At 71.5% G+C, this 22,740-nt stretch carries 22 protein-coding genes and 1 pseudogene; 11 read left to right on the top strand and 12 right to left on the bottom strand.

Going from position 1 to position 22,740, the window contains the following annotated elements; genetic code table 11:
• The first annotated feature begins 5 nt into the window (after nucleotides 1-5).
• Together ABH925_RS16835 and ABH925_RS16830 are read left to right on the top strand one after the other, a co-directional pair.
• A complete protein-coding gene (locus ABH925_RS16835; RefSeq protein WP_370148685.1) occupies nucleotides 6-278 on the top strand; it encodes a helix-turn-helix domain-containing protein in 273 nt (90 codons plus the stop codon).
• A gap of 75 nt (nucleotides 279-353) precedes the next feature.
• The gene (locus tag ABH925_RS16830; protein WP_370148682.1) at nucleotides 354-854 is read left to right on the top strand and encodes a MarR family winged helix-turn-helix transcriptional regulator; all 501 of its coding nucleotides are present in this window, start codon (nucleotides 354-356) and stop codon (nucleotides 852-854) included.
• Here the strand turns inward: ABH925_RS16830 and ABH925_RS16825 are convergent.
• Nucleotides 851-1,702, bottom strand: a complete 852-nt coding sequence (locus tag ABH925_RS16825; protein ID WP_370148680.1) for an alpha/beta fold hydrolase — start codon at nucleotides 1,700-1,702, stop codon at nucleotides 851-853. The genes ABH925_RS16830 and ABH925_RS16825 overlap by 4 nt on opposite strands.
• A 227-nt stretch (nucleotides 1,703-1,929) precedes the next feature.
• Between ABH925_RS16825 and ABH925_RS16820 the strand changes: the two genes are divergently transcribed.
• Nucleotides 1,930-2,964, top strand: coding sequence for an ROK family protein (locus ABH925_RS16820; protein ID WP_370148678.1), 1,035 nt, complete (start codon nucleotides 1,930-1,932; stop codon nucleotides 2,962-2,964).
• A gap of 91 nt (nucleotides 2,965-3,055) precedes the next feature.
• On the opposite strand, the gene ABH925_RS16815 is transcribed toward ABH925_RS16820, so the two are convergent.
• The gene (locus ABH925_RS16815) at nucleotides 3,056-4,084 is read right to left on the bottom strand and encodes a LacI family DNA-binding transcriptional regulator (RefSeq protein WP_370148676.1); all 1,029 of its coding nucleotides are present in this window, start codon (nucleotides 4,082-4,084) and stop codon (nucleotides 3,056-3,058) included.
• 250 nt (nucleotides 4,085-4,334) lie between these two features.
• On the opposite strand from ABH925_RS16815, the gene ABH925_RS16810 reads away from it, so the two are divergent.
• On the top strand, nucleotides 4,335-4,691 hold the full coding sequence (locus ABH925_RS16810; RefSeq protein ID WP_370148673.1) for a phosphomannose isomerase type II C-terminal cupin domain: 357 nt from the start codon (nucleotides 4,335-4,337) through the stop codon (nucleotides 4,689-4,691).
• An 85-nt stretch (nucleotides 4,692-4,776) separates the two neighbouring features.
• Here ABH925_RS16810 and ABH925_RS16805 read toward each other — a convergent pair whose 3' ends face one another.
• The 5 genes from ABH925_RS16805 to ABH925_RS16785 form a co-directional block, all read right to left on the bottom strand.
• A complete protein-coding gene (locus ABH925_RS16805) occupies nucleotides 4,777-8,451 on the bottom strand; it encodes a GH92 family glycosyl hydrolase (protein ID WP_370148671.1) in 3,675 nt (1,224 codons plus the stop codon).
• Nucleotides 8,452-8,673: 222 nt separating this feature from the next.
• A complete protein-coding gene (locus tag ABH925_RS16800; RefSeq protein WP_370148669.1) occupies nucleotides 8,674-9,681 on the bottom strand; it encodes an ABC transporter substrate-binding protein in 1,008 nt (335 codons plus the stop codon).
• Between the two features lie 64 nt (nucleotides 9,682-9,745).
• Entirely contained in the window at nucleotides 9,746-10,816 is a 1,071-nt protein-coding gene (locus ABH925_RS16795; RefSeq protein WP_370148667.1) for an ABC transporter permease, read from the bottom strand.
• Nucleotides 10,813-11,580 carry an ATP-binding cassette domain-containing protein gene (locus ABH925_RS16790; protein ID WP_370148664.1) on the bottom strand — a complete coding sequence of 256 codons (768 nt, stop codon included), beginning with the start codon at nucleotides 11,578-11,580 and terminating at the stop codon, nucleotides 10,813-10,815. Before ABH925_RS16790 ends, ABH925_RS16795 begins: the two co-directional genes overlap by 4 nt.
• Nucleotides 11,581-11,920: 340 nt before the next feature.
• Entirely contained in the window at nucleotides 11,921-13,732 is a 1,812-nt protein-coding gene (locus ABH925_RS16785) for a carbohydrate-binding module family 20 domain-containing protein (RefSeq protein ID WP_370148662.1), read from the bottom strand.
• A 261-nt stretch (nucleotides 13,733-13,993) separates the two neighbouring features.
• On the opposite strand from ABH925_RS16785, the gene ABH925_RS16780 reads away from it, so the two are divergent.
• Nucleotides 13,994-14,281 carry a DUF5808 domain-containing protein gene (locus tag ABH925_RS16780; protein WP_370148660.1) on the top strand — a complete coding sequence of 96 codons (288 nt, stop codon included), beginning with the start codon at nucleotides 13,994-13,996 and terminating at the stop codon, nucleotides 14,279-14,281.
• 33 nt (nucleotides 14,282-14,314) lie between these two features.
• On the opposite strand, the gene ABH925_RS16775 is transcribed toward ABH925_RS16780, so the two are convergent.
• A complete protein-coding gene (locus ABH925_RS16775) occupies nucleotides 14,315-15,283 on the bottom strand; it encodes a GNAT family N-acetyltransferase (protein ID WP_370148659.1) in 969 nt (322 codons plus the stop codon).
• Nucleotides 15,284-15,348: 65 nt separating this feature from the next.
• Here ABH925_RS16775 and ABH925_RS16770 point away from each other — a divergent pair, with 65 nt between their 5' ends.
• Nucleotides 15,349-15,948 carry a TetR/AcrR family transcriptional regulator gene (locus ABH925_RS16770; RefSeq protein ID WP_370148657.1) on the top strand — a complete coding sequence of 200 codons (600 nt, stop codon included), beginning with the start codon at nucleotides 15,349-15,351 and terminating at the stop codon, nucleotides 15,946-15,948.
• Between the two features lie 46 nt (nucleotides 15,949-15,994).
• On the opposite strand, the gene ABH925_RS16765 is transcribed toward ABH925_RS16770, so the two are convergent.
• A complete protein-coding gene (locus ABH925_RS16765) occupies nucleotides 15,995-16,345 on the bottom strand; it encodes a nuclear transport factor 2 family protein (protein ID WP_370148654.1) in 351 nt (116 codons plus the stop codon).
• Between the two features lie 346 nt (nucleotides 16,346-16,691).
• On the opposite strand from ABH925_RS16765, the gene ABH925_RS16760 reads away from it, so the two are divergent.
• Entirely contained in the window at nucleotides 16,692-17,762 is a 1,071-nt protein-coding gene (locus ABH925_RS16760) for a DUF3068 domain-containing protein (RefSeq protein WP_370148653.1), read from the top strand.
• A 53-nt stretch (nucleotides 17,763-17,815) separates the two neighbouring features.
• Here ABH925_RS16760 and ABH925_RS16755 read toward each other — a convergent pair whose 3' ends face one another.
• Nucleotides 17,816-18,427, bottom strand: coding sequence for an MgtC/SapB family protein (locus ABH925_RS16755; protein ID WP_370148652.1), 612 nt, complete (start codon nucleotides 18,425-18,427; stop codon nucleotides 17,816-17,818).
• 170 nt (nucleotides 18,428-18,597) lie between these two features.
• Between ABH925_RS16755 and ABH925_RS16750 the strand changes: the two genes are divergently transcribed.
• A complete protein-coding gene (locus tag ABH925_RS16750) occupies nucleotides 18,598-19,266 on the top strand; it encodes a HEAT repeat domain-containing protein (RefSeq protein ID WP_370148650.1) in 669 nt (222 codons plus the stop codon).
• A gap of 36 nt (nucleotides 19,267-19,302) precedes the next feature.
• On the top strand, nucleotides 19,303-19,806 hold the full coding sequence (locus tag ABH925_RS16745) for an AAA family ATPase (RefSeq protein WP_370148647.1): 504 nt from the start codon (nucleotides 19,303-19,305) through the stop codon (nucleotides 19,804-19,806).
• Nucleotides 19,807-20,051: 245 nt separating this feature from the next.
• Here the strand turns inward: ABH925_RS16745 and ABH925_RS16740 are convergent.
• A pseudogene (locus tag ABH925_RS16740) lies at nucleotides 20,052-20,258 on the bottom strand (phosphodiesterase); the annotation flags it as partial.
• A 29-nt stretch (nucleotides 20,259-20,287) separates the two neighbouring features.
• Between ABH925_RS16740 and ABH925_RS16735 the strand changes: the two are divergent.
• Nucleotides 20,288-20,686 (top strand): PPOX class F420-dependent oxidoreductase, encoded by a 399-nt coding sequence (locus ABH925_RS16735; protein WP_370148645.1) that lies wholly within the window; start codon nucleotides 20,288-20,290, stop codon nucleotides 20,684-20,686.
• Nucleotides 20,687-20,728: 42 nt separating this feature from the next.
• Here the strand turns inward: ABH925_RS16735 and ABH925_RS16730 are convergent, their stop codons facing one another.
• Nucleotides 20,729-21,688: a DMT family transporter gene (locus ABH925_RS16730; RefSeq protein ID WP_370148644.1), complete on the bottom strand. Its 960-nt coding sequence runs from the start codon at nucleotides 21,686-21,688 to the stop codon at nucleotides 20,729-20,731.
• 98 nt (nucleotides 21,689-21,786) lie between these two features.
• On the opposite strand from ABH925_RS16730, the gene ABH925_RS16725 reads away from it, so the two are divergent.
• Nucleotides 21,787-22,734 carry a LysR family transcriptional regulator gene (locus tag ABH925_RS16725; RefSeq protein ID WP_370148931.1) on the top strand — a complete coding sequence of 316 codons (948 nt, stop codon included), beginning with the start codon at nucleotides 21,787-21,789 and terminating at the stop codon, nucleotides 22,732-22,734.
• Nucleotides 22,735-22,740 lie beyond the last annotated feature (6 nt).

The following is a 22,740-nucleotide window of genomic DNA, read 5'->3' as shown; positions in this document are numbered from 1 at the left end:
CAGGCATGGTGAGAGTTCCTTTGAGTCCGCAGGAGCGGCAACGCGGAGAGCGCTTCGGGGCCCTGCTCCGCCGGGCCCGCGGCGACCGCAGCATGGTGGACGTGGCAGCGGCGGCCGGGGTATCCGCAGAGACGCTCCGCAAGATCGAAACCGGCCGGGCCCCGACCCCGGCCTTCTTCACCGTGGCCGCCCTCGCCCACGCACTGGACCTCTCGCTGGATGAGCTCGCCGCAGCCTGCGTGGAGGATGCCGACGGCGGTCACTCCCTGTCGGCGTGAACGCAGGGGGCCCGATGCGACACCCACGGTGTCATATTCTTGGATCTATGGCACCTTGGGTGTCATCATGAGGTTATGGCCCAGACCGACACCAGCACCGAGCGCCCCCTCTCCCCCGACGAACTCCCGGAACAGCTGATGGGGGTGTTCGCCCTCGTCGGACCGCTGTACCGGCGCGTCCAGCGCAAGATCGAGCAGGACGCCACGCAGGGAATCTCCGTCGGCATGCGCGCCGTCCTGGATCTGCTGCGCGAGCACGGACCGATGACCGTGCCGCAGATGGGCCGCGCCCAGTCGTTGAGCCGTCAGTTCGTGCAGCGCATGGTCAACGACGCCGCCGCGCGCATGTTCGTGGAGAGCATCCCGAACCCCGCGCACCAGCGCTCCTCGCTGATCCGCCTGACCGACGACGGCCGCGCGGCGGTCGCCGCCGTCACCGCCCGCGAGCACGCGCTGCTGCGCCAGGCGGGTGGCGACCTCACCGGTGCGGAGGTCGCCACCTGCGTCCGCGTGCTGAGCCGGATGCTGGAGCTCTTCGACGACGTGGACGTCTCGACCGCGGAGCCGCCCTGCTAGCCCCTCCCGCCGTGAGCCGGGTCCACCTCGGCGTTCACGATCTGCAGGAAATCCTCGATGACCCGAAGGAACGCGTCCGGCTGCTCCAGGTTGGGGTAGTGGCCGGCGTCGTCGATGGTCGTCACCCGGCCGTTGGCGACGGTGCGGGCGAAGTGTGCGGCGATGCCTGCGAGTTCGGGCGTGTCCAGGGCGCCGTTGACGGCCAGGAAGGGGACGGTGATCTCCGCCGCGCGGTTCGCGGTGTCCGGCACGGGGATGTGGTGGTTCGGCTCGTCGGCGGTGTGCTTGACCAGGGTTCGCCAGGCCATCTCCCGAATGCGCCGCAGGACGTCCGGATCCAGGTCGTCGGGCTTGCGGTGCGGGCCGACCGCCCAGAGCACGAACGCGTCCATCCAGCCCTCCATGTCGCCCGCGGCCAGCGCGGCGGCCTGAGCGGCCTGGACGTCCCGGGCCCAGCCCTCGCCGAACTGGAATGTCGGCACGCTGCCTCCGCTGATCACCACCGCGTGCACCAGGTCGGGGTGCTCAAGTGCGGTGTCCACCGCGGTGATCGCCCCCATGGAGACGCCGACGAGGACCGCCGGGCCGATGTCGAGGTGGCGCAGCAGTGCGGCGAGGTCGTCGGTCGAGCGGAACGGCCTGCTCGCATTGGCGGACCCGCCGTGTCCGCGGGCGTCGGGGGCGATCACCCGGTAGTGCCGGGCGAGGGCCGGCACCTGGTCGTCCCACATGGTGTGGTCGGCGAAGAAGGCGTGCAGCAGCACCACCGGCCGGCCGGTGCCGGTGTCGCGGTAGGCGAGGAAGCCGTCCTCGGTCTCGAAACTGACGGTGTCGAAGGCGTCATTCATGACACCTAAGATGTCATCCATCCTCCTAGTTTGGCAACCAAGGTGTCATTCTTGCGCTCCTCGGCCGGGCGGGTGACGGCCGCCCTCCGACTCGCGGGTTCCTGCTAGTCTAGGGAAGACAACGTTGTCAACTCATGGCGGGCGCCAGCTCGCCACCACGCCCCGCCCCGGTCGCCGACCGGGTGGCAGCAGGTACGACAGCAGCCCTGGATGAAGCGAGCCCGGCGATGACGAGCAGCAGCGCGAACAACCATGTCCCCAGCCCCGCGCACGACCTCGGCGCCGTACCGTCCGGCGCCGAGCCGTCCGGTGGCTGCCCCCGTCGGGATCTGATCGCCGCACTGGACATCGGCGGCACGAAGATCGCGGGAGCGCTGGTCGACTCCGGCGGCAGGCTGCTGGAGCAGGTGCGTCGCGCCACACCGGCGGCCCAGGGCGCGGAGGTCGTGATGGGAGCCGTGGCCGGGGTACTGGGCGAGCTGGAGCGTTCGCCGCTGTGGCCTCGGGTCCGCGCGGTGGGCATCGGCAGCGCCGGACCGGTCGACCGCCGCCGGGGCGAGGTCAGTCCGGTCAACATCCCGGCCTGGCGCGGGTTCCCCCTCACCCGAAGGGTGGAAGCCCTGGTGGGTCCGCTGCCCGTGGCGCTGGCGGGGGACGGGGTCGCCATCGCGGCCGCCGAGCACTGGCTCGGGGTGGCCCGGGAGGCCGAGGCGGCCCTGTGCATGGTCGTCTCCACCGGAGTCGGCGGCGGCCTGATCCTGGACCGGAAGCTGTATCTCGGGTCCACCGGCAACGCCGGGCACATCGGGCACATCACCGTGGACCTGAACGGCGAGCGGTGCCCGTGCGGCTCGCGGGGGTGCCTGGAGCTGTACGCCAGCGGACCCTCCATCACCAGATGGGCGGTGGACAGCGGCTGGCGGCCCGACGCGGGGACCGCGTCCGCCCAGGCGGTCGCCGAGGCGGCACGAGCCGGTGACCCGATCGCCGTGGCGGCGTTCGAACGAGCCGCCCGCGCGCTGGCCGCGGGCATCTCCGCGACGGCGGCCCTGACGGAGGTTCAGATGGCGGTGATCGGCGGCGGGGTCGCCCAGGCGGGCGCCGTGCTCTTCGACCCGCTGAGGGAGCAGCTCGACGCCTTCGCAACGCTCGGCTTCGTCCGCGGCCTGACGGTCCATGAGGCCGCGCTGGGCACCCACGCGGGGCTGGTGGGCGCGGCGGCACTCGCCACCGAGGAGCTCGGCCTCGTCGCGGTGACCTGATCCCGCACCGCCCACCGCCCAGCATCCGACGCCCCGGCGCCGGCGCCCACCGCCTGGCCCCCGGCGCCCCGATCGGGTCCGGTCGACGCCTTCAGGCCGGTTGCTCGCCGGAGCCGCGCGGGAGCAGCCGGGTGGGCATGGTGATCCGCTGGGACTGGCCGCGGTCGCCCTCGATCCGTCGGAAGAGCAGCTCGGCGGCGGTGCGGCCCATCTGCGCCGGGTCCTGGGCCACCACGGTCACCGGAACGCTCAGCAGGTCGGCGAGTTCGAAGTCGTCGAAGCCGACCAGAGCCGGATGGCGGTCCAGGGCCGCCAGTTCGCGCAGGACGGCCACGGTGGTGCGGTTGTTGCCGCACATCAGGGCGGTGACCGGCCAGCGGCCGACGAGCATCCGCTCCAGGGCCAGCCGGATGTGCACCAGGTCCGGCGGCCCCATGGACACCCAGGTGTCCTGCACCGGGCACCGGGCGTCCGCCATGGCGCCGCGATAGCCGTGCAGTCGTTCGGCGGCCGTGAAGATGTTCTCCGAGTCGCCGAGGTAGCCGATCCGGCGGTGCCCCTGGCGCAGCAGGTGCTCCACTCCGGTCCGGCTGCCGCCCGCGTTGTCGCAGAGCACGGTGTCGACGTCCAGGCCCGCCACCGGCCGGTCGACGGTGACCACGCTGGTGCCGGCCGCCACCTCCGGGGCGAGGTAGCCGTGGTCCGCCGCGGTGGGCACGACGATCAGGCCGTCCACCCGGCGGGCGCACAGGGCCAGCGCGAGTTCGCGCTCACGGGAGGCGTCCTCGGCCGACGAGCCGGTGAACAGCAACGAGCCATGTGCCCTGGCGACCTCCTCCACCGCCCGGCTGAGCTGGGAGTAGAAGGGGTCCGAGACATCCTCCAGGATGAGCCCGATGCTGCTGGTACGGCGGCCCTCCCGCAGCAGCCGGGCACCGTCGTTGCGGCGGAACCCCAGCTGGTCGATCGCCTTGCGTACGCGCTCCGCGGTGGCCTCCTTGACGCCGGGCTCGCCGTTGACGACCCGGGCGACCGTCTTGAAGCCGACCCCGGCGACGGCCGCCACGTCCTTGATCGTCGGGCGTGCCGTGGCCGCGGGCCGCTTTGCCTCATCCGGCATCGGATGCCGCCTTTCCGGATGCCGGTGACGTCGGCACGGTCTCGTGAAGGTATGGGGGGACGCGCAGCAGGACTGCGGACAACGTGGCCGGATTGTAACTCGTTCCGCAGGTCACGGAGCCGGCGGCGACGTCCCGCAGCCGGATCGCAGCGGATTCCCGACGGGACGGCGCGGTGCGTGAGTGGATACCGCTATCATTAATGACAACGTTGTCTATCTGGTGGGAACTTCGATGCATAGTGAGGCTCCGATGAGTGATCCAGCACTGGCCCGCCGCACCGACCGCCCCTGGGGCCACTACGTGGTCCTCAAGGAGGACGACCGTCTCAAGCTCAAGGAGATCGTCGTGCACCCCGGTGCCCGGCTCTCCTACCAGCGCCACGAGCGGCGCAGTGAGCACTGGGTGGTGGTCCGCGGCCAGGGCACGGTGACCCTGGACGGCCTGGCCACCGGGGTCTTGGCCGGTTCCACCGTGTCGATCGCCGCCGGAGCGGTCCATCGGGTGCAGAACACCGGAGCCGAGGACCTGGTCTTCGTCGAGGTCCAACTCGGCGACTACTTCGGCGAGGACGACATCGAGCGCATCGAGGACGACTACGGGCGCTGACACCAATACCCCCACCGCCGGACCTGCCCGGCACGCCGTAGGGGATCGGCGTGCCGGGCAGGAGTGCGATGGCGGCGACGGGAGGTCAGCCGGTGACGGTCACCCCGTCGGGCACGTTGCCGACGGTGACGGCCGCACCGACCGCGCCGGTGGCGACGGTGATCGGGCGGACGTCGTTCACATTGCTGTCGACCACCCAGGCGGTGCCGCCGTCCGGGCTGAAGCCCACCGCGTACGCGCCGGACCCGGTGGGGATCAGCGGGCCCGCCGTACCGGTGGCGACGGTGATCGGGGTGATGCCGCCCGCGCCGCTGTCGGCGACGTACACCACCTTCCCGTCCGGGGAGACCTTCGCGTACTGCGGTCCGGCTCCGGTGGTGACGGTCGCCGTCACCTGGTAGCCGGCGGTGTCGATCACCGACACCGTTCCCGCCCCGTTGTTGGTGACGTAGGCGCGGCTGCCGTCCGCGTTGAAGGTGACGCCGAACGGGGCGGCGCCCACCGCGATGGTGTGGGTCACCGTACGGGTGGCCAGGTCGACCGTGCTCACGGTGCCGTCGCCCTGGTTCACCACCCACAGCTCGGCCCCACCGGGACGGACGCCCAGCCGCTCGGGCTGACTGCCGACCTTGACCGGGGCACCCGCGGTGAGGGTGGCGGTGTCGATGGGCTGGACGGTGCCGTCCCCGAAGTTGCTCACCCACACCGTCTTGGCGTCCGGGGTGGCGGCGACGTCGGCCGCGGTGTTGCCCACCTTCACGGTGGCGCTCACCGCGTTGGTCGTGGTGTCGACGACGGTGACGTCATTGCTGTTGTTGTTGGCGACGAACAGGTGTCCGGCGGCGGTGGTCATGCCGTCGGGGCCGCTGCCGACCGGGATCGGCGGACCGGCGTTGTGGGTCCTGGTGTCCACCGGGGTGACCGTGTTGTCGCTGTAGTTGGAGACGTACGCGGTCGGGATGTTCTGGCCCGGCTGCGCCACCGTGACCAGCAGCGCGGTGCCCTGGATGACGGCACCGTTCGCGGCCCGGGAGCTCACCGCGACCTGGAAGTAGCCGGTGGTCGCGGTCGCCGATGCGGCGATGGCCAGCGGTGTGGTGGCGCTCCGACCGGCCGGGACGGTGACGGTGGCACCGGCCGGAGTCACTGTCAGCCCGGCGGGGGCGGTGGCCTTCCAGGTGACCGTGGCCGGGGTGGTGCCCGCGGTGTTGTCGACCGTGACGTTCACCGTGGTGCCGCTGCCCGGCGCGGTGCGGACCTGTCCCGGAGCGGCGGACACCGCCGCGCGGGTGGTCGGCGGGAAGCGCACCGGACCGGCACCGAAGGACGGCGGGGCGTCGCTCGCCGCGGTGCCCCAGTGGGTGTCGGGGGTGGTGCCGAGGGTGAAGTCGAGCCGGCTGGTCCGTTTGGCGTCGATGTAGGTGTGGGTGGAGGCGTGGCCGTCGACCGCCAGGCTCCGCACATAGGTGTCGCCCGCGTTCCGGGCGTTGATGGTCAGGCTGCGGCCCTGCCCCTCGTGGATGACCGCCTGGGGGAACAGCGGGCTGCCGACGACGAGCATGGGGACACCGGGGGTCTGCGGGTACACGCCCAGCGCCGCCCACACGTACCAGGAGCTCATGGCACCGAGGTCGTCGTTCCCGGGCTCGCCGCCGGGGCCCAGCGGGTAGAGCTGGTCCATGATGGCGCGCACGGTGGACTGGGTCTTCCAGGGCTGGGCGGCGCTGTCGTAGGCCCAGGGGGTGTCGAAGGCCGGCTCGTTGCCCTGCCAGTGGTAGGGCAGGTCCGGGCCGGCGTTCAGCTGGGTGAAGTAGTCGTCGAGGCGCGCGGCCGCGGCCTGGTCGCCGCCCATGCCCCGCATCAGCGCCGACAGGTTCTGCGGCACCATCCAGGTGTACTGCGCGGCGTTGCCCTCCTGGAAACCGCTCTGCCCGAAGCCTCCGGTGGTCTGCACCGGCGGCCCGGTGGGGAAGGCGCCGTCCGTGTCACGGGGGCGGACGTAGCCGGTGGCGGTGTCGAACAGGTTGGCCCAGTTCTGCGAGCGTCCCAGGAAGCGGGTCGCGGTGGAACCCTGGCCCAGGGACGCGGCCAGCTGGGAGACGGCGAAGTCGTCGAGTGCGTACTCCAGGGTCTCCGAGGCGCCGTTGGGCACCGGGCTGATCGAGTCGGAGCCGATGTTGGGGACATATCCGCGGCTGAGGTAGGCGGCGAGGTTGGGGCGCTCCACGTACCAGCCCTGGCCCGGCGCGCCGCCGGTCGACTCGGCGCCGTGCACCATGGTCCGCAGCGCGTGCGCGGCATCGAAGCCGGTGGCGCCGAAGGCGTAGACGTCGGCCAGGATCGGATCGGCGGCGTCGCCGTTCATCACGCCGCTCTCGCCGTTGGCCACCGGCCACTTGGGCAGCCAGCCGCCCATCTGGTCGGCGTCGTCGAGCAACGAGGTGGCCATGTCACCGGTGCGCCGGGGTTCGACCATGGCCAGCAGCGGGATGTCGGAGCGGTAGATGTCCCAACCGGAGAAGTTGGCGTACTGCACATGGCCGCGCGCGATGCGGTGCACCGCGCCGTCGAAGCCGGGGTAGCGGCCGTCGGCGTCGCTGAAGGTGCTGGGGTCCAGCAGCGCGTGGTAGAGCGCGGTGTAGAAGGTCGCCTGCTGCGACGCGCTGCCGCCGTGGATCTCCACGTTGCGCAGTTCGCTGTTCCAGGCGGCTTTGGCTTCGGCGGCCACGGTGCCGACGTTCCAGGTGTGCGCCTCGGCGTCGAGGTTGGCCCGCGCGCCCTGCACGCTGACGTAGGAGACCGCGACCTGCATGCCGACGACGGGGTTGCTGCGGGTGTCGAAGGTCAGCCAGCCGCCGGCCACCACCCCGCCGCCCTGCGTGGCCGAAGCCGAGGACGACTTCCCGTTGACGGTCGACTGCCGCTTGGTGGGCTGCTGTCGGCCGGTGACGCTGATCCCGGTGCTTCCGGCGGAGACCCTGCTGGTGGCGGCGGTCTGACCGCCCCAGGTTCCGGACGCGGTGAACGGGCGGTCGAAGCGCGCGTCGAAGTGCACCGTGTAGGTGTCGGGCTGGCCGCAGAAGTGGCCGCTGGTCACCGTGCCGGTGATCTCGCGGTCGCCCACGGTCTGGAAGGCGGCCGCGGAGCTGCCGTTGGCGCTGTCGGCGACCTTGACCAGCATCCTGGCCTGGTCCGTGCGCGGGTAGGTGAAACTGCCGACCCCGGCGCGGGCGGTGACGGCCAGTTGGGTGCGCACTCCCCCGGCGGTGACCGCGTACGAGCCGGGGTGGGCGGTCTCGGCGGCGTGGTCGAAGGACGCGGTGACGGACGCCGGGTCCGCCGGCAACGCCCCGGTGACGGGCAGGAACGGGAAGTCACCCGCCACCGAGCAGCCCGGGCCCGACAGGTGGGTCAGGCTGAAGCCCGTGGTGCTGGTGTCGGCGTAGTTGTAACCGCCACCGGGCGGGCGTGACGGTGTGTCAGGACTCCACTGGAGCATGCCGAACGGCGCGTCGGCGCCGGGGAAGGTGTCGACCTGGCCGACGACCTGGCCACCGCTTCCAGTGCCCGCGAAGGTGTCGACCAGGGCGGCGGGGTCGGCCGCCGCAGCCGGCAGGGCCGGCATGCTCTGGGCGGGCGCGGTATGGGCGGGCGCGGTCTGGGCCTGCGCGGTCGGGGACAGGGCGAGCGCCGCGAAGACCGCTGCGGCGAGCAGCAGCACGCGTGGGCGCCGTCGGGCGGCGCTGGTGGGGCGGGACACGTGACCACCTCTGAGGGGCGGGACGGCAGCAGCCGTCCACGGTGTGGGGTGTGACGGTGTGGGGTGTGACGGTGTGGGGTGAGGCTGTCGGGTGCGTCGGTGTGGGAGGGGTCGGCGCAGGGACCGGTTGGGCCCGGTCGGGCCCGCCGCGGCCGGATGGTCCGGTCGCCGGTGGCGGGCCCCCGGCATCAGGAACCGCAGTGGGTCAGGAACGGCAGTGGGTCAGGAGCCGCAGTCGGTCTTGTAGAGGAAGCGGGCCACCGAGGGGCTGGCCGCGTTGTCCCGGGTGATGCTGGCCAGGTCGGTCTGGATGGTGGCGGTGACCGGCTTGCCGGTGAGCGAGGCCACCAGTTGGTCGACGGCCTGCTGTCCGATGCCGTAGGGGTCCTGGGAGATCAGCGCGTCCACCGCGCCGCTCTGCAGCGCGGCGACCTGCTGGGGTCCGGCGTCGAACGAGACGACCTTGATCTTCCCCTGCTTGCCGGCGTTCTTCAGACCGGTCCCGACGCCTTCACCGGTCTGCGAGTTGGCGGTGAAGATGCCGACCAGCGCGGGGTGGGCGGAGAGTTCGTCGCTGACCGCAGAGGCGGCTCCCTGCGCGGTGTCGCCGACCTGGCGCACATCGTCGATCCTGATGCCCGGGAACTTCGCGGCGAGTTCCTGCTTGAAGCCCTGGATGCGCGCGTTGGTCGTCGTGGTGGTCAGGTCCGGGGTGAGCACCACCACCTCGCCGGTGCTGTTCACCAGCGCGGCCATGGTGTCGGCGGCCTTCTCGCCGCCCTGCAAGTTGTTGGAGGAGATGTGGGTGACCCCGATCGAGGCGTCGGTGAGGCTGGTGTCCACGATCGCGACCTTGGTGCCGTTGCCCTGCATGGTGCGGATCGGCCCCTCCAGCGAGTTCGGGTCCACCGGCGAGATCAGCACCCCGCTGGGGTGGTACGCGGTGACGCTGCTCACCGAGGAGACCTGCTCGGGCACGCTCCAGTCCGCCGAACCGGTCGCCGTGAACTTCACGCCGAGCTTCTGCGACTCGGCCTGCGCGCCGCACTTCATGGTGATGTAGAAGGGGTCGCCGGTCTTTCCGGCCACGAAGGTGATGCTCTTTCCCGCCGCCGTACCGCCGCCGGAACCGGAACCGGAACCGCCCGAGCCGCCCGAACTGCTGCAGCCGGTGGCCGCCGCGAGTATCAGCAGTGTGGTCGCGCCGGTGACAAGAACCTTGGTGTGCAAGTGACTTCCTCCTCGGTTGGGTCCGCCGTCCGGCCGCCGTCCGTGACACCGGCCTGACGCGGGGTCATCTGTTGTTTCGTCTGCGCCGTCGGAGCTGGTCGAAGTAGACGGCCAGGATGAGCACCGCGCCCACCGCCACCGTCTGCCAGAAGGACTGGACCTGGAGAATGGTGAATCCGCTCTGCAGCACCGCCGGGATGAAGACACCGATGACGGTGCCGATCACTGTGCCGACACCGCCGAACAGGCTGGTGCCGCCCAGCACGACCGCCGCGATGGCGTTGAGGTTGTCCTGGGCGCCGCTGGTCAGCGTGGTGCTGCTGTAGTGGGCCAGGTTGAGCACACCGGCCAGTCCGGCCAGCAGACCGGACAGCGCGTACACCTTGATCAGGTGCCGGTCCACCCGGATGCCGACCCGCGAGGCGGCCTCCTCGTTGGAGCCCACCGCCCGGGTGTACCTGCCGAAGCGGGTGGTGTTCAGCGCCAGGGCGGCCACCGCGACCACGACCACCGCGACCACGATCAGCCAGGGCACTCCCAGCACGCTGCCGCTGCCGATCGAGTCGGCCAGCGAGTTGGGAATGTTCCCGACGTCCACCCCGTGGGTGAGCACCTGGCCGAAGCCGAGCGCCATCCCGAGCGTGCCCAGGGTCACGATCAGCGGCGGCACCTTGGCCTTGGCCACCCAGATCCCGTTGAACACCCCCCAGGCCAGGCCGGCGAGCATGCCCGCCAGGGCGCCGACCACGACCACCCACCATCCGGCGCCGGGGCTGGAGTCCAGGGCGTTCATCGTCTTCACCGCGACCACCCCGGAGAAGATCAGCACCGACCCGACCGACAGGTCGATCCCGGAGGTGACGATGACGAAGGTCTGCCCGACCGCCAGCACCACCAGGATCGAGGACTCGATCGCGATGCTCCTGAACTCGAAGCTGGTGGCGAACGCGTCCGGGCTCAGCACCGAGAACACCGCGACCAGCACCAGCAGCACCAGGAAGGTCCAGAGCGTGTTCTGACCGCGCGCCAGCTGCCGCAGCCGCGCGGCGGCCGGTACGAGCTGCTGCGGCCGGCGGGCCTCGGCCGTGGGCGCCTGCGCCGGGACGGCCACCGTCTCCTCGCGTGCGTCGCTCATGCTGCCTCCTCCTCGTGCTCCAGCGCTCCGGTCATCGCGCCGACGAGTTCCTCCAGGGAAGTCTCCGAAGCCTTGAACCGAGCGACCCGCCGACCGAGCCGCAGCACCTCGACCCGGTCCGCGACCGAGAGCACCTCGGGCATGTTGTGGCTGATCAGAACCGTGGAGATGCCCCGGTCACGGACCCGCCGGATCAGGTCGAGGACCCGCTCGCGCTGCACCACGCCCAGTGCGGCGGTCGGCTCGTCCATGAACACCACCCGCGAGGCCCAGGCCACGGACCGGGCGATGGCCACGCTCTGCCGCTGGCCACCGGACAGGGTCGCCACCGGGGCGTCGATGTCCTTGAGCTGGACCCCGAGTTCGGCGAACGCGGCCACCGACCGCTCCCTCATCCCACGCTTGTCCAGCACGCCGAAGGCGCCGAGGAGGCCCTTGCGTACCTGCTCCCGGCCCAGGAACAGGTTGGCCGCCGCGTCCAGGTCCGCGGCCAGCGCCAGGTCCTGATAGACCGTCTCAAGGCCGAGGAGCTGGGCGTCCCTGGGACTGTTGAAGGAGACCCGCTTGCCGTCCAGCAGGATCTCCCCGCTGTCCGGAACGGCCGCGCCCACCAGGTTCTTGACCAGGGTCGACTTGCCGGCGCCGTTGTCGCCGATCAGTGCCACCACCTCACCCGGGTACACGGTGAAATTTGCCCCCCGCAGCGCCTCCACCTGCCCGTAGGTCTTTCTCAACCCGCGTGCGTCGAGCAGCGGTTCTGCCACTTCTGAAGAAGACAACGTTGCCATGGGTGGCATGAACTCACGGCCCGTCCACCACTGTCAAGGCTTCGGTCAGAACCATCTGCGGCCGATCCACCACCCGTACACGGACCGCCCTTTCGGGCCGGGACCCGGCCGACGAGGGGCATCGCAGCGCGTGCCCCGCGACCGCACGGGACTCGCCGACAGGCGGGTAGCGCACGCGCCCGCTTTCTGGCAACGTTGTCGCTGACGCGTTGTACGTGAGCCGGGCCGTGCCGTGCCATGGCGGAGAAAGAAAGAGAGCGCGGCCGGGGGAAGGATCCCTCGGCCGCGCGGTGTGCGGGTGTGGTGCCTGCTCGGGTCAGCGCCAGCTGTCGTTGAGGGTGACGGACCCTGAGGCGGGGGTCGTGGAGGAGCGGTTGGGGTCGCTCTCCCAGGTGATGGTGCCGTCGGGGTTCTTCTTGATGTACTTGTAGGCGAAGCTGGTGTTGCCCGGCAGGGTGAGCGTCGCGGACCAGGTCGGGTACCCGGCCGAGGAGAGCGGCACCGCCTGCGCGGTGTTCCAGCTGCCCAGCGCCGGGATGGATCCGACCACGTACACGTTCTGGCCGTAGTAGGTGGTGGCGTACTCGTCGAAGGTGGTCGAGACCTGGCCGGTCTGGCTGCAGGTGCTGCCGGCGCAGGGGCTGTTGACGTCGATGGCGACCGCGTCCGTGGGGGCGACGGCGACACTGGCGTTGCCGTTCGCGTCGACGGTGACCACCGGCCCGGTGCAGCCGCCGCCGGAGGCGGCCCGGCCGTGGATGACGTCGCAGTAGGCGCCGGCGGGCAGACCGGTGCTGAAGGTGCGGTTGAGGGTGGCGGACTCGTTGTTGAGGGCGATCCAGCCCTTGCCGCCCTGGCTGAAGGAGATGGCGTTGCTGCCGTCGTCCCACCAGTTCGCCATGGTCTGGCCCTTGGTGGCGTTGTGGAAGCCGACCATGCCGGTGATGCCCTGGTTGCGGTCCAGGCACTCCCAGCCGCTGCCGCAACTGGTGTTGGTGACGTAGCCGTTGGCGTCGGCGGGCGGGGAGTCGTCGCTGTTGGTCCAGTCGAAGCTGGAGTAGACCTGGGGCGTGCCGTATCCCCAGGCCAGTTCGAACTCGGTGGCCAGGGTGTTGGTCGCGCCGTTCTTGTAGTTGAGGGTGGAGCCGTTGCGCTCGGTGTCGTGGTTGGCCACGAAGACGACCGCCTTGCTGCTGGGCTCCATGCCCCAGGACTGGCCGAAGGTCTTGAGGTTGGCGATGCTGCCGGTGAACTGGCTCTTGATGCTGGTGCCGTAGGTGAAGTCCAGCAGGTCGCCGGTCGACTCGAAGGCGCTCGGGGCCAGTTGGCCGGTGCCGCCGGGCATGACCTCCTGGTAGATGTAGGCCGGCTTGGTCAGCTTGGCCTCGATCGCGGCCAGGTCGGTCTCGCCGATGTGCTTGGCGGCGTCGATGCGGAAGCCGTCGGCGCCGTCGTTGAGCAGGTGGTTGAGGTACCCGGCGATCTGGGTGCGCACGTAGTCGGACTCGGTCCGCAGGTCGGAGAGGTCGGACAGCTCGCACTCGGTGACTTCGGTGTAGTCGTTCCAGTTGTGGATCTGGTCGTCCGACTCCGGGCAGTCGTTGGGGTAGTTGTGGAAGTCGGCGGTGGAGTACAGGCCCGGGTAGTCGAACTTGCTGAAGCCGGTCACCCCGCCGTAGGAGACGCTGCCCTGGCCGGTCATGTGGTTGATGACCGTGTCCGCGTAGACCTTGACGCCGGCCGCGTGACAGGCGTTGACCATGGCGGTGAACTGGGACTCGTTGCCCATCCGGCTGTTGAGGCTGTAGTCGACCGGCTGGTAGACCTCCCACCAGGGGTGGCCGGCGATGCTGATGGAGTCCTCGGGCGGTGCCACCTGCACCGCGCCGTATCCGTCCGGGCCCAGGACGTTGGTGCACTCGGAGGCGACGGAGTTCCAGTTCCACTGGAACAGGTTGGCGATGACGTCGTTGCCGCCACCGGGCGGCGAGGCGGCCGCGGGGGTGCTGCCGCCGGCGAGGCTGAGCGGCAGGGTGGCCGCCACCAGTGCGGCCGAGGCGAGGCCGGCCCGTAGTGCGCGCGCTCTGCGCGGTCTGCGGGCTGCGGGCGCGTGGGGGAAGAGGTGCATCTGCGGCTCCGGGGCGGTTGCAGTGGGTGGGGGGTTCGTCCGCGGTGACGGCTGCCCGCGACACCGGGACCCGCCCCGGGGCCACTGCACCCGTGCGGGCATGACAGTGCCACCACTCGCACCCGCCGACAAGGCCCCTGGAAGCTCTTTCTGCGAATTTCAGCAAAGTTTTTCATCACAGGGTTGCGCCCGACCACACCCGCGGTGTCACCCAGCCGTTCGGCTCTTTTCCGGACGGGCGAAGGCGCCTAGCGTCCAGGTATGACCTCTCGTACCCGCAACAAGAACCTCAACCGGGCAGTCATACTGGTCGGCTGCGCGCTCGTCGGTGCCGCCGTGGCGAAGGAACTGCGGCAGCCTGCGGCGGAGCGCACCTGGCACGGCCGCATCATCGGCCTGCCCTACGACTTCCGGCCGCCGACGCTCCAGCGGCTGCGGGCCGAGTACTGGGACCCGCAGAGCGACGCGCTGTTCACCCCGCACGCCTTCGGAGTCGGCTACGGGGTGAACCTCGCCCGGATCGTGGGGCGGTTCTGCCCCCCGGACTGACCGGCCCGCCGGTCGGCGGCGCCGATCCTGGCCCTACACGTCGTCCCAGGCCATCGAGCTCATCCGCCAGCCGTCCGGCGTCCGGACGAACTGGGTGGTCTTGCGGCCGGATCCCTCGAACCACTCGCCCCTGAGGAACCCGGACTTGCCGTACTCGCTGAACCGGTGCGCGATCGACCCGAAGATCTCGGTCCGCTCGCCGGCCTCCCATTCCGAGAACTCGGTCAGGGTCCCGTCGGTGAGCATGCGCTCCCGGGGCGCGATGAACGCGTCGAGGTCGTAGACCACGGGCTCGTCCCCGGCGTTGCTGATGATCATTCCCTGCGGGACGAACACCTCGCGGATGACGTCGACCCGCGGACGGCCGCCGCCGGTGTTGGCGAACGCCCCGAGGAAGGCCGACATCAGCCGGTCGAGTTCGGCCTTCACGCCGGCATCCCCCGTGGGCGGCTGGGCCTGCGCAGGCCATTCGGCGGCGAGCACGGACCAGACCTGCTTGTCGCGCCGGATCCCGTCGGCGCCCGGAAGGGCCTGGCGCAGCGTGCCGTCGAGGCTCATGCCGAGCCGCCTGGCCACGTTGATACTGCGCGTGTTGTCCGGCAGGGTGCGCCACTCGGCTCGGGCCAGGCCGCGTACCCGGAAGGCCCAGTCGATCATCAGGCGCACCACCTGGGTGATCAGCCCCTGCCCCTCCGCGGCGGGCTCAAGCCAGCAGCCGATCTCGCACGAGCCGAGCGCGGCGTCGAAGCCGACGAACATGGTGCCGCCGACGAGCGTGCCGTCGAGCCAGATGCCGTAGAGGCGCTGCCGGTCGCCGGCCAGGCCGTCGGCGTAGCGCTGCAGCACGGCCCGCGCGCCACCGAGATCCGAGGCGACGAAGCTCGCGCCCACCCACGGGGCGATGTGGGTACGGGCGCGGTCCAGGTGGGCCAGGAACTCTTCGGCGTGACACGGCTCCAGCGCGCGCAGTTCGGCGTTGTCGCGCAGCAGGGTGGCGAGCATCGGACCCTCCACGTACGTAGCAGGTGTTTTGCATAACAGGTGTTGTGGGAACGTATCCTGTCCGCATGCCACGCCACAAGGGAGATCACGACGCGCGCCGCCGCGACGTGTCCGCGGCCGTGTGGCGGGTGCTGGCCGCGCACGGGTTCGGCGGCCTGACGCTGCGTGCGGTCGCCACCGAGATGGGTGCGACCACCGGTCTGCTCACCCACTACTTCCCCAGCAAGAAGGACCTGGTCGCGCACGCGTTGACCCTCCTGGACGAGCACCGTGCGGCGCAGCCGAGGCCCACCGGGGCCGAGGGGCTCGCCGCCCTGCGCGCGGCGCTGCTGGACATCCTGCCGTCCACGCCGCAGGCCGCCGCGGACAACCGGATCTGGGTCGGTTCCTGGGACGCCGCACTGGCCGATCCGGAGCTCGCGGCCGGGCACGCGGCCCGCTACGCGCGCTCGCGCGAACGGATCCGCGACCACGTACGGGAGGCGCAACGCCTCGGGGAACTGCCGCCGTCCGACCCGGACGATGTGGCGGCGTCGGCCCAGTCCTTCGTGCTCGGCCTCATCGTGCAGGCGTTGTTCTCGGCAGAGGAGTTCCCGCCCGAGCGGCAGGTCCGTCTCCTGGACGGCCACCTGGCCGCGCTCGCCACCGCAGCCGAGGGCCCGTGAGCGGGTGGAAACAGCGTCCGGCCTGGCCGGACGCCCACGTCAAGCACTACTCGCCGACGTCCGCGCTGCCTTCCCGGTAGATCTTCGCCGAGGCGATGCGCCCGTCCTCGATGACGTAGAAACCCGCGATGTGATCGGTCCGCTCGACACCCTCGTGCGTGAACACCTCGACCATCTCCGCGGCTGCCCGGCCCTCGCCGACGATCAGGCTCTGGACCGTGAGCGTCGGCAGCAGACCGTCCATCGCACCGGAGAACAGGGCGGCGAGTTCGGCCCGTCCACGGGCCGTCGACCTGCCGGTGATCCACACCGCGTCGTCGGCGAAGCCCGCCATCAGGGCTTCGAGATCGCGGGAGTTGAAGGCGTCGACGTGCGCTCGCACGAGGTTCTCGATCACCCGCCGAAGACTAGCCCCACTCGGCCGGTGCGAACACCGCGACGGGAACACCGACGAGGCGAGGCCGGAGGTCAGGCACCGCCTGGCAGTCCGTCAGCCCGGCGGTCCGTCCGGCCGGCAGCCTGTCAGCCCGGCGGCCGGGCACCTGGACGGCGTAAGTCCCCCGCTGTGGCGCCGCGGCTGCTCAGCGAGGCCACCGGCGCAGGTCAGGCCTCGTTCGGCGACGAGCACGGGGCCTCGCCGCGCCCCCGCGGTCCGGCGCCGCTGTCGCGTGCAGGCCGGATCGGCCGAATCCTGGGCCCTAGCAACAAGGCGTCGCGGACCGAGGGCAACCGGGAGCACGAGCATGCAGGCAAGCAAGGTGGTACGCGTCATCGCGGGCGTGGTCGGCGTCATCCTGATCGCGGGCGCGTTCGTGCTCTCGTTCGTCATCACACCGGACGTCGTGGCGCGGCTGCCCAGTGACACCAACGCCCATCGCACCTACACCGGCACCTTCGCGACGCTCCTCGACGCGCGGGCGGTGGCGGAGGGCAATCTGCTGGCGGCGTTCAAGCAGAACGTGCCCATGACCGTCGACCGCTCCGTCGTCGTGCAGAGCACCTCGGGCGACACGGCTCTGGTGAGCGACAGCAGGACGACCTCCGCGCAAGGTGTCCCGGTCGAGAAGACCACCTGGTCGTATGCCCTGGACCGCAAGACGCTGGAGCCGGCGAGCAGCCACCCGAAGAGCTGGTCGGTGGTCAATGCCAGCGGCCTGACGGTCAGTTGGCCCCTCGGCGCGAAGAAGACGACCTACACGGGATGGGTCCCGGAGACCGCGACCACGGCCCCGGTGACCTACTCGCGCACCGAGACGAGGTCGGGGCTCACCACGTACGTGTACCAGGCCGGTATCCCCGCCACCCGGATCACCGACAGCCAGGTACTCGCCGGACTGCCTCCGGCCATCCCCGAGCAGACGCTGGCACTGGCCGTCCAGGTCAGCTCGGCCCCGCCCGCGCAGAAGGCGCAACTGGCGGCGCTGCTGCCGAAGCTGGGCAATCCGGTGCCGCTCGCCTACACCCTGCAGGGCGCCGACACGTTCTGGGTGGAACCCGAAACGGGGGTCGTGATCGACGTGAAGCGGTCGCAGCAGCGGATGGCCGGGGTGGTCTCCCCGGTCGGCGGAACCTTCATCCCCCTGCTGCCGGTCGCCGACGTCAGCTACCAGCAGACCTCCGCCGCAGTGTCGTCCGCGGTACACGACGCCAACAACGGGCGCGACGCCATCTCGCTCTTCGGCACGATCCTGCCGATCGTGGCCGGCGTGGTCGGAGCGCTGCTGCTGGCCGGCGCGTTCCTCTTCGGTCGTCGCCGCGCCGGCCACGGCCGCCCGACACCGACACCCCAGACTCAACCAGGCGACCCGGCCTGATCGGATCGGCCCTGTGGCGCTCCGGGGCCTGGCAGGTCCCACGACCGGCGGCCTCAGTGGACCAGGCGCTCCGCCTCCGGGAAATCCACCGCTCCCACCGGCTGCGGTGTGCGCGGCCGGGATCCCGTGGTCGTGAGGTCCGCAGCGAATCCATGCCCGGCGGCGTCGACGAGGTCGGCGCCGGCCGGCAACGGTCCGCACAGCGGGTCCTCCGGCGCGACGCACTCGTCCTCGACGAAGCGGGGCGCCCACCGGCGGCCGTCCAGCAGCCGCAGCAGCGGAATGTGGCGGATCTCCAGCGCGAGCAGGGCCAGCGCCGTGCCGCTGGCCGCCAGGACGAGCAGCCCCTCCCCGGCCGCGGCCCCGATCGCGGCGGCCGCGAAGATGGTGGCGGCTGTGGTGATGCCGCGCACCACGTCCCCGTCCGCCCGGCTCTGGCGGAAGGTGAGGCCACCGCCGATGAACCCGATCCCGGTGATCACCCCGGTCAGCGCGTTGGGCGCGCCGTTCTGCGACAGCTCGGCACCCAGCGCCGCACCCACCCCGATGAGCGAGAACGTCCGGTCGCCCGCGGCCGCCCCGCGCAGCGCGCGCTCGAAGCCCACGGCGTAGGTGAGCAGAAAGGCGGCAAGCAGGTGCCCGGCCAGGGGGAGCTGATGAATCATGTCGACATTCAACCTCAGGTATACGGACGCCCGACCTCCGCATCCCCCCTTGACGCATCACCGCCATCGACGCGGGGGCACAGGAAGGGGCTACGGTCGTCAGGAGCGAGGAGCGTGGGCAGGCAGCCCTGAGCACCTCGGCGTCGTACGGAGTCAGGGGGGAGACGACGATGGCCACCTTCGAACCGCCGCTCCCGGCCCCGGAGCCCGATCCGCAGGTCGGGCCCGATCCGGACTGGACGGCCTACCGTCTGGCGATCTTCGGTGACCCCTACCTGGTCTGGCACGAAGGGCCTGACTTCACCGCGCTCCGGGCCACCACCGGACCCGACCGCGCGCTCGCGGCCCGCATGCTGCTGACGGGCCTGCGCGAGGGGGACGACCTGGCCGCGCAGGGCATCCGCGAGTTGCGCCTGCTGTCGGCCGTCCCCGCGCTTGAGCAGGCCGCGCGTACTGGCGATCCCCGGGTCCGGATCCGATCGGCCCAGGCCCTGCTCGCCCTGACCGGGCGGCAGGAGTGGTCGGCGACGGTGGCGACGGTGCTCGACGCCCGGGAGTTCTGGGGTGTGCGGATGGACGCCGCCATCGCGTTGCGTGAGTTCCTCCCCACCCCGCAGCTGACGGCCTGTCTGGCGCGGGCCGTCCAGGACGACGAGTACCTGGTCCGCTACCACGCCGCCTCGACCCTGCTGGCCCAGGCCGGACGCAAGCCGGACGCGTCGGCCTACAAGCGGTGGTTTCCCCGGGTCTCCGCGCCGGGCGGCCAGGCCCAGCCGACGGACCAGGACCGCGCCGGCTGGCGCGCGGTCGCCCGGGAACTCTCCGCCCTTCTCGGCTGACGAACCTCCCGTCGGCCGTGTCAGTAGCCTGGCCCCATGACGCAGCCGACGAGCACAGTGGTGCTGATGTGTGGACCTCCGGGAGCAGGCAAGACCACGTACGCCATGGCGCTGGTGCGGCGCGGCTACGTTCGGCTCTCGATCGACGAGGTGGTCTGGCAACGGATCGGTGGGCGGGATGCCGGTGTGGTGCTGGAGCCGGAGAGGTACGACGAGCTCAAGGACGAGGTGCGCCGCGAGCAGCGGCAGGAACTGGTCGCGTTGATGCGGGCCGGACGGGATGTGGTGGTGGACTACAGCTTCTGGAGCCGTGCCGCCCGCGACGAGTACAAGGCACTGGTCGAGAGCCACGGCTGCCGCTGGGAGCTGGTCCACCTCAAGGCGGACCGGGCAACGCTGGACCGTCGCCTCGCGGTCCGTAACCGTGAGGACGGTGCCAACGCCGTCACCGTGGACGAGGGCCTGCTCAACCGCTATCTGGCCGGCTTCGAGGAGCCGGACGGGGAGGGTGAGCAGGTCCTCGTGCAGACCTGGAGCTGAGGGCATGCTCCCGGAGGACGTGCGCGAGCGCTCCACCGGGAAGTACTGCGGGCCGGGAGCCGGGCTGACGGTCAGTCCGTGGCGGCGGCGCGGGGCCGCGCAGGGTGATCAGCGCGGCTCCGGCGGCGAAGGCCAGGCCCGCGCAGAGCGAACGGGCTGCGGGTCGCGACCGTGACCACCGCGGCCGCTGCCGTCTCGACCAGCAGCGGCAACTGCTGCGCGGTTCACCAGTGCCCGGGAGTCGGCTAGGCGTTGACCCACCGGTAGTGGGTGGTCAGCCGGCCTTCGTCGTCCAGGACATGGAAGGCGAGCGCGGGCGGCTGGTCGAGGTGGACGTGGTCCTCGGCGTGGGCGCGGTGCTCCCAGGGGAGCCGGAGCGTGGAGACCACTCCCGGTGCGACCAGCAACGGGCGTCCGGCGAAGGTGCATGTCGGCGGCCTGATCCGGTGCCCGGCCCGAGGGAACCGGTAGCGTCTACCGGGTGACCACACTCGACCCGAGCACCCTCGACGCGCTGACCCGCGCCCGCTACGTCAGCCTCACCACCTATCGCAAGGACGGCACACCGGTGGCCACCCCGGTCTGGCACGTGGTGGAGGACGGGCTGCTCTACGTGTGGACCGAGGCCGCTTCCTGGAAGGTCAAGCGGCTGCGCCGGGACCCCAGGGTCAGGGTCGTCGCCTGCGACGTGCGCGGCCGGGTCGCACCGGGCGCGGCGAGCGCCGAGGGGACCGGCCGTCTGCTCGACGCGGAGGGCGTCGAGAAGGTGCGCCGCCTGCTCGCCCGCAAGTACGTCCTGGCCCGGGTCGGCGACTGGTGGGCCTCGCTCACCGGCCGTCGACGCAGGCACCCCATCGTCGCAGTGGAGATCACCTTCTGACCCACCCCCACCTGCGACGGGTCCTCCTCCCCTGCTCCGGGATCAGGCGCTGGAAGGTGCCGTTGTCCGGCCCGGGATCTCCTCGTCCGTGACGGTGCGGCCGGTGCCGCCGGCAGCTCCCGTGCGGTGGGCGCGTTCGACGGCCTGTCCCCAGTAGGTACCGGCGACCATGAGCGCCGCACCGACGGCGGCGAGGGCGGTGAAGCGTTCGCCGCCCAGGCCGATGCCGACCGCGACGGCCCAGACCGGTTCGGTGCCCAGCAGCAGGCTGGCCCGGCTCGCGGAGCTGCGCTGCACCGCCCAGGTCTGGGCGAGGAACGCGAACACGCTGCAGAACAGCGCGAGATAGAACAGCTGTCCCCAGACCGGGGCGTCGATCCGGCCCAGTGCCGGCAGGCTGCTCGCGGCGGGTATCGCGAACAGGGCGGTACCGACCACCGTCTGAACGGCCGTGAGCTGCAGCGGCCGCGCCGCGCGGCGGCTGGTGAGCCGTCCCACCAGCGCCACGTGCACCGCGCGCACGACGGCCGCGGCGAGCATCAGCAGGTCCCCGATCCGCGGAGTGTGGAAGCCGCTGCCGGAGATGAGCAGTGCGACGGCCAGGAGGCACACGCCCCCGGCGGCGAAGAAGCGCGGCGGCAGCCGGCCGCCACCCGCCGTACGGTCCAACAGCGGGGTCAGCACGATGGTGAGGCTGATGATCAGGCCCGCGTTGGCCGCGCTGGTGTGTGCGACGCCGTAGGTCTCCACGACCAGGACGGTCGCCTGGGTGACCCCCAGAATCCCCCCGACGGCGACCTCCTCCCGGGTCCACCAGCCCTGCCCGCGGCGGGCGGCGACCAGCACCAGGACCAGGCAGGCGATCGCGGAGAGCGCGTACCGGGCGAACAGCACCACCAGGACCGGAAGCACACCGGTGGCCGTCTTCGCGGCCAGGTAGCTGGAGCCCCAGACGACGGCGACCAGGAGAAGTACTGCGTCAGTGCGGCGACTCTGGAACATGGCCCCACGCTGCACCATCCCCGACCCTGAAGCCAAGGACCAGCTTCTTCAACGACCTTGAAGTTTCGCTACACTGGGTGGGTGAACGAGCGGCAGTTGTGAACGAGCGGCAGTTGCGGATCCTGCGGGAGCTCGGTGAGCTGGGGAGCGTCACCGCCGTCGCCGAGGCGCTGCTGATGACCCCCTCCGCGATCTCCCAGCAGCTGCGGCTGCTCCAACGCTCCAGCCCGGTCCCGCTCACCGAACGGGACGGACGGCGGCTGGTGCTGACCGACGCCGGGGAGGCGCTCGCAGGCGCGGCGATCGAGGTGGAGACCGCCCTGGCCAGGGCGCGGCACACCATCGACGAGTTCGTCGACCAGCCCGACGCCGGAGTGTCGGTGGCGGCCTTCCACAGCGCGGCCGCAGCGTTCTTCCCGCTCCTGCTGCGCGGCCCGGACGGGCCCGGACGCCTGCGGCTCTCCCTCGCCGACGAGGATGTCGCCCAGGACCAGTTCCCCCGCCTGACCCGCGACTACGACCTCGTCCTGGCCCACCATCTGGGCCGGACGCCGCCGTGGCCGCCCACCGTCGCCGCCACCACGCTGCTGCACGAACCGCTTGACGTCGCGCTGCCGGCCGACCACCCGCTGGCCGCCAGACGCCGGCTCACCCCGCGCGAGGTCGCGGACCAGCCGTGGATCACCGTCCACGACGGCTTCCCGCTGATGGCCACCATCGATGCCATCGCGACCGCCGCGAACCGGCGGATCGACATCGCCCACCGCATCAACGAGTTCACGGTGGCCGCCGAAGTCGTCGCCGCCGGAGGAGGCCTGGCCCTGATGCCCCGCTGGACCACGCGCCCGCATCCCGCGCTGGTGCTCAGGCCGCTCAGCGGCGTACACGCCCGGCGCCACATCGACGTGCTCCACCGCCCCGAACGCACCGCGCGAAGAGCGGTACGGACGGCACTCGCCGAACTGCGCAGTGCCGCCGCGACGATCCGGGGCCGGGACGGGGGCGCCGGTTCCGGCCCGCCGGCGGGCCCGGCCGGCGAGGCCTGAACAGGC

This window comes from Streptacidiphilus sp. EB129 (assembly GCF_041262645.1).
Classification (GTDB): domain Bacteria; phylum Actinomycetota; class Actinomycetes; order Streptomycetales; family Streptomycetaceae; genus Streptacidiphilus.
Note: the sequence above shows the minus strand (reverse complement) of the source record. Positions and strands in the feature narration are given on the sequence as shown.

Coding starts and splice junctions, on each gene's coding strand:
- ABH925_RS16830 (WP_370148682.1), top strand. CDS start 354: ATGGCCCAGACCGACACCAGCACCGAGCGCCCCCTCTCCCCCGACGAA.
- ABH925_RS16785 (WP_370148662.1), bottom strand. CDS start 13,732: ATGCACCTCTTCCCCCACGCGCCCGCAGCCCGCAGACCGCGCAGAGCG.
- ABH925_RS16745 (WP_370148647.1), top strand. CDS start 19,303: ATGACGCAGCCGACGAGCACAGTGGTGCTGATGTGTGGACCTCCGGGA.
- ABH925_RS16835 (WP_370148685.1), top strand. CDS start 6: ATGGTGAGAGTTCCTTTGAGTCCGCAGGAGCGGCAACGCGGAGAGCGC.
- ABH925_RS16815 (WP_370148676.1), bottom strand. CDS start 4,084: ATGCCGGATGAGGCAAAGCGGCCCGCGGCCACGGCACGCCCGACGATC.
- ABH925_RS16770 (WP_370148657.1), top strand. CDS start 15,349: ATGCCACGCCACAAGGGAGATCACGACGCGCGCCGCCGCGACGTGTCC.
- ABH925_RS16820 (WP_370148678.1), top strand. CDS start 1,930: ATGACGAGCAGCAGCGCGAACAACCATGTCCCCAGCCCCGCGCACGAC.
- ABH925_RS16810 (WP_370148673.1), top strand. CDS start 4,335: ATGAGTGATCCAGCACTGGCCCGCCGCACCGACCGCCCCTGGGGCCAC.
- ABH925_RS16750 (WP_370148650.1), top strand. CDS start 18,598: ATGGCCACCTTCGAACCGCCGCTCCCGGCCCCGGAGCCCGATCCGCAG.
- ABH925_RS16795 (WP_370148667.1), bottom strand. CDS start 10,816: ATGAGCGACGCACGCGAGGAGACGGTGGCCGTCCCGGCGCAGGCGCCC.
- ABH925_RS16780 (WP_370148660.1), top strand. CDS start 13,994: ATGACCTCTCGTACCCGCAACAAGAACCTCAACCGGGCAGTCATACTG.
- ABH925_RS16775 (WP_370148659.1), bottom strand. CDS start 15,283: ATGCTCGCCACCCTGCTGCGCGACAACGCCGAACTGCGCGCGCTGGAG.
- ABH925_RS16730 (WP_370148644.1), bottom strand. CDS start 21,688: ATGTTCCAGAGTCGCCGCACTGACGCAGTACTTCTCCTGGTCGCCGTC.
- ABH925_RS16755 (WP_370148652.1), bottom strand. CDS start 18,427: ATGATTCATCAGCTCCCCCTGGCCGGGCACCTGCTTGCCGCCTTTCTG.
- ABH925_RS16825 (WP_370148680.1), bottom strand. CDS start 1,702: ATGAATGACGCCTTCGACACCGTCAGTTTCGAGACCGAGGACGGCTTC.
- ABH925_RS16760 (WP_370148653.1), top strand. CDS start 16,692: ATGCAGGCAAGCAAGGTGGTACGCGTCATCGCGGGCGTGGTCGGCGTC.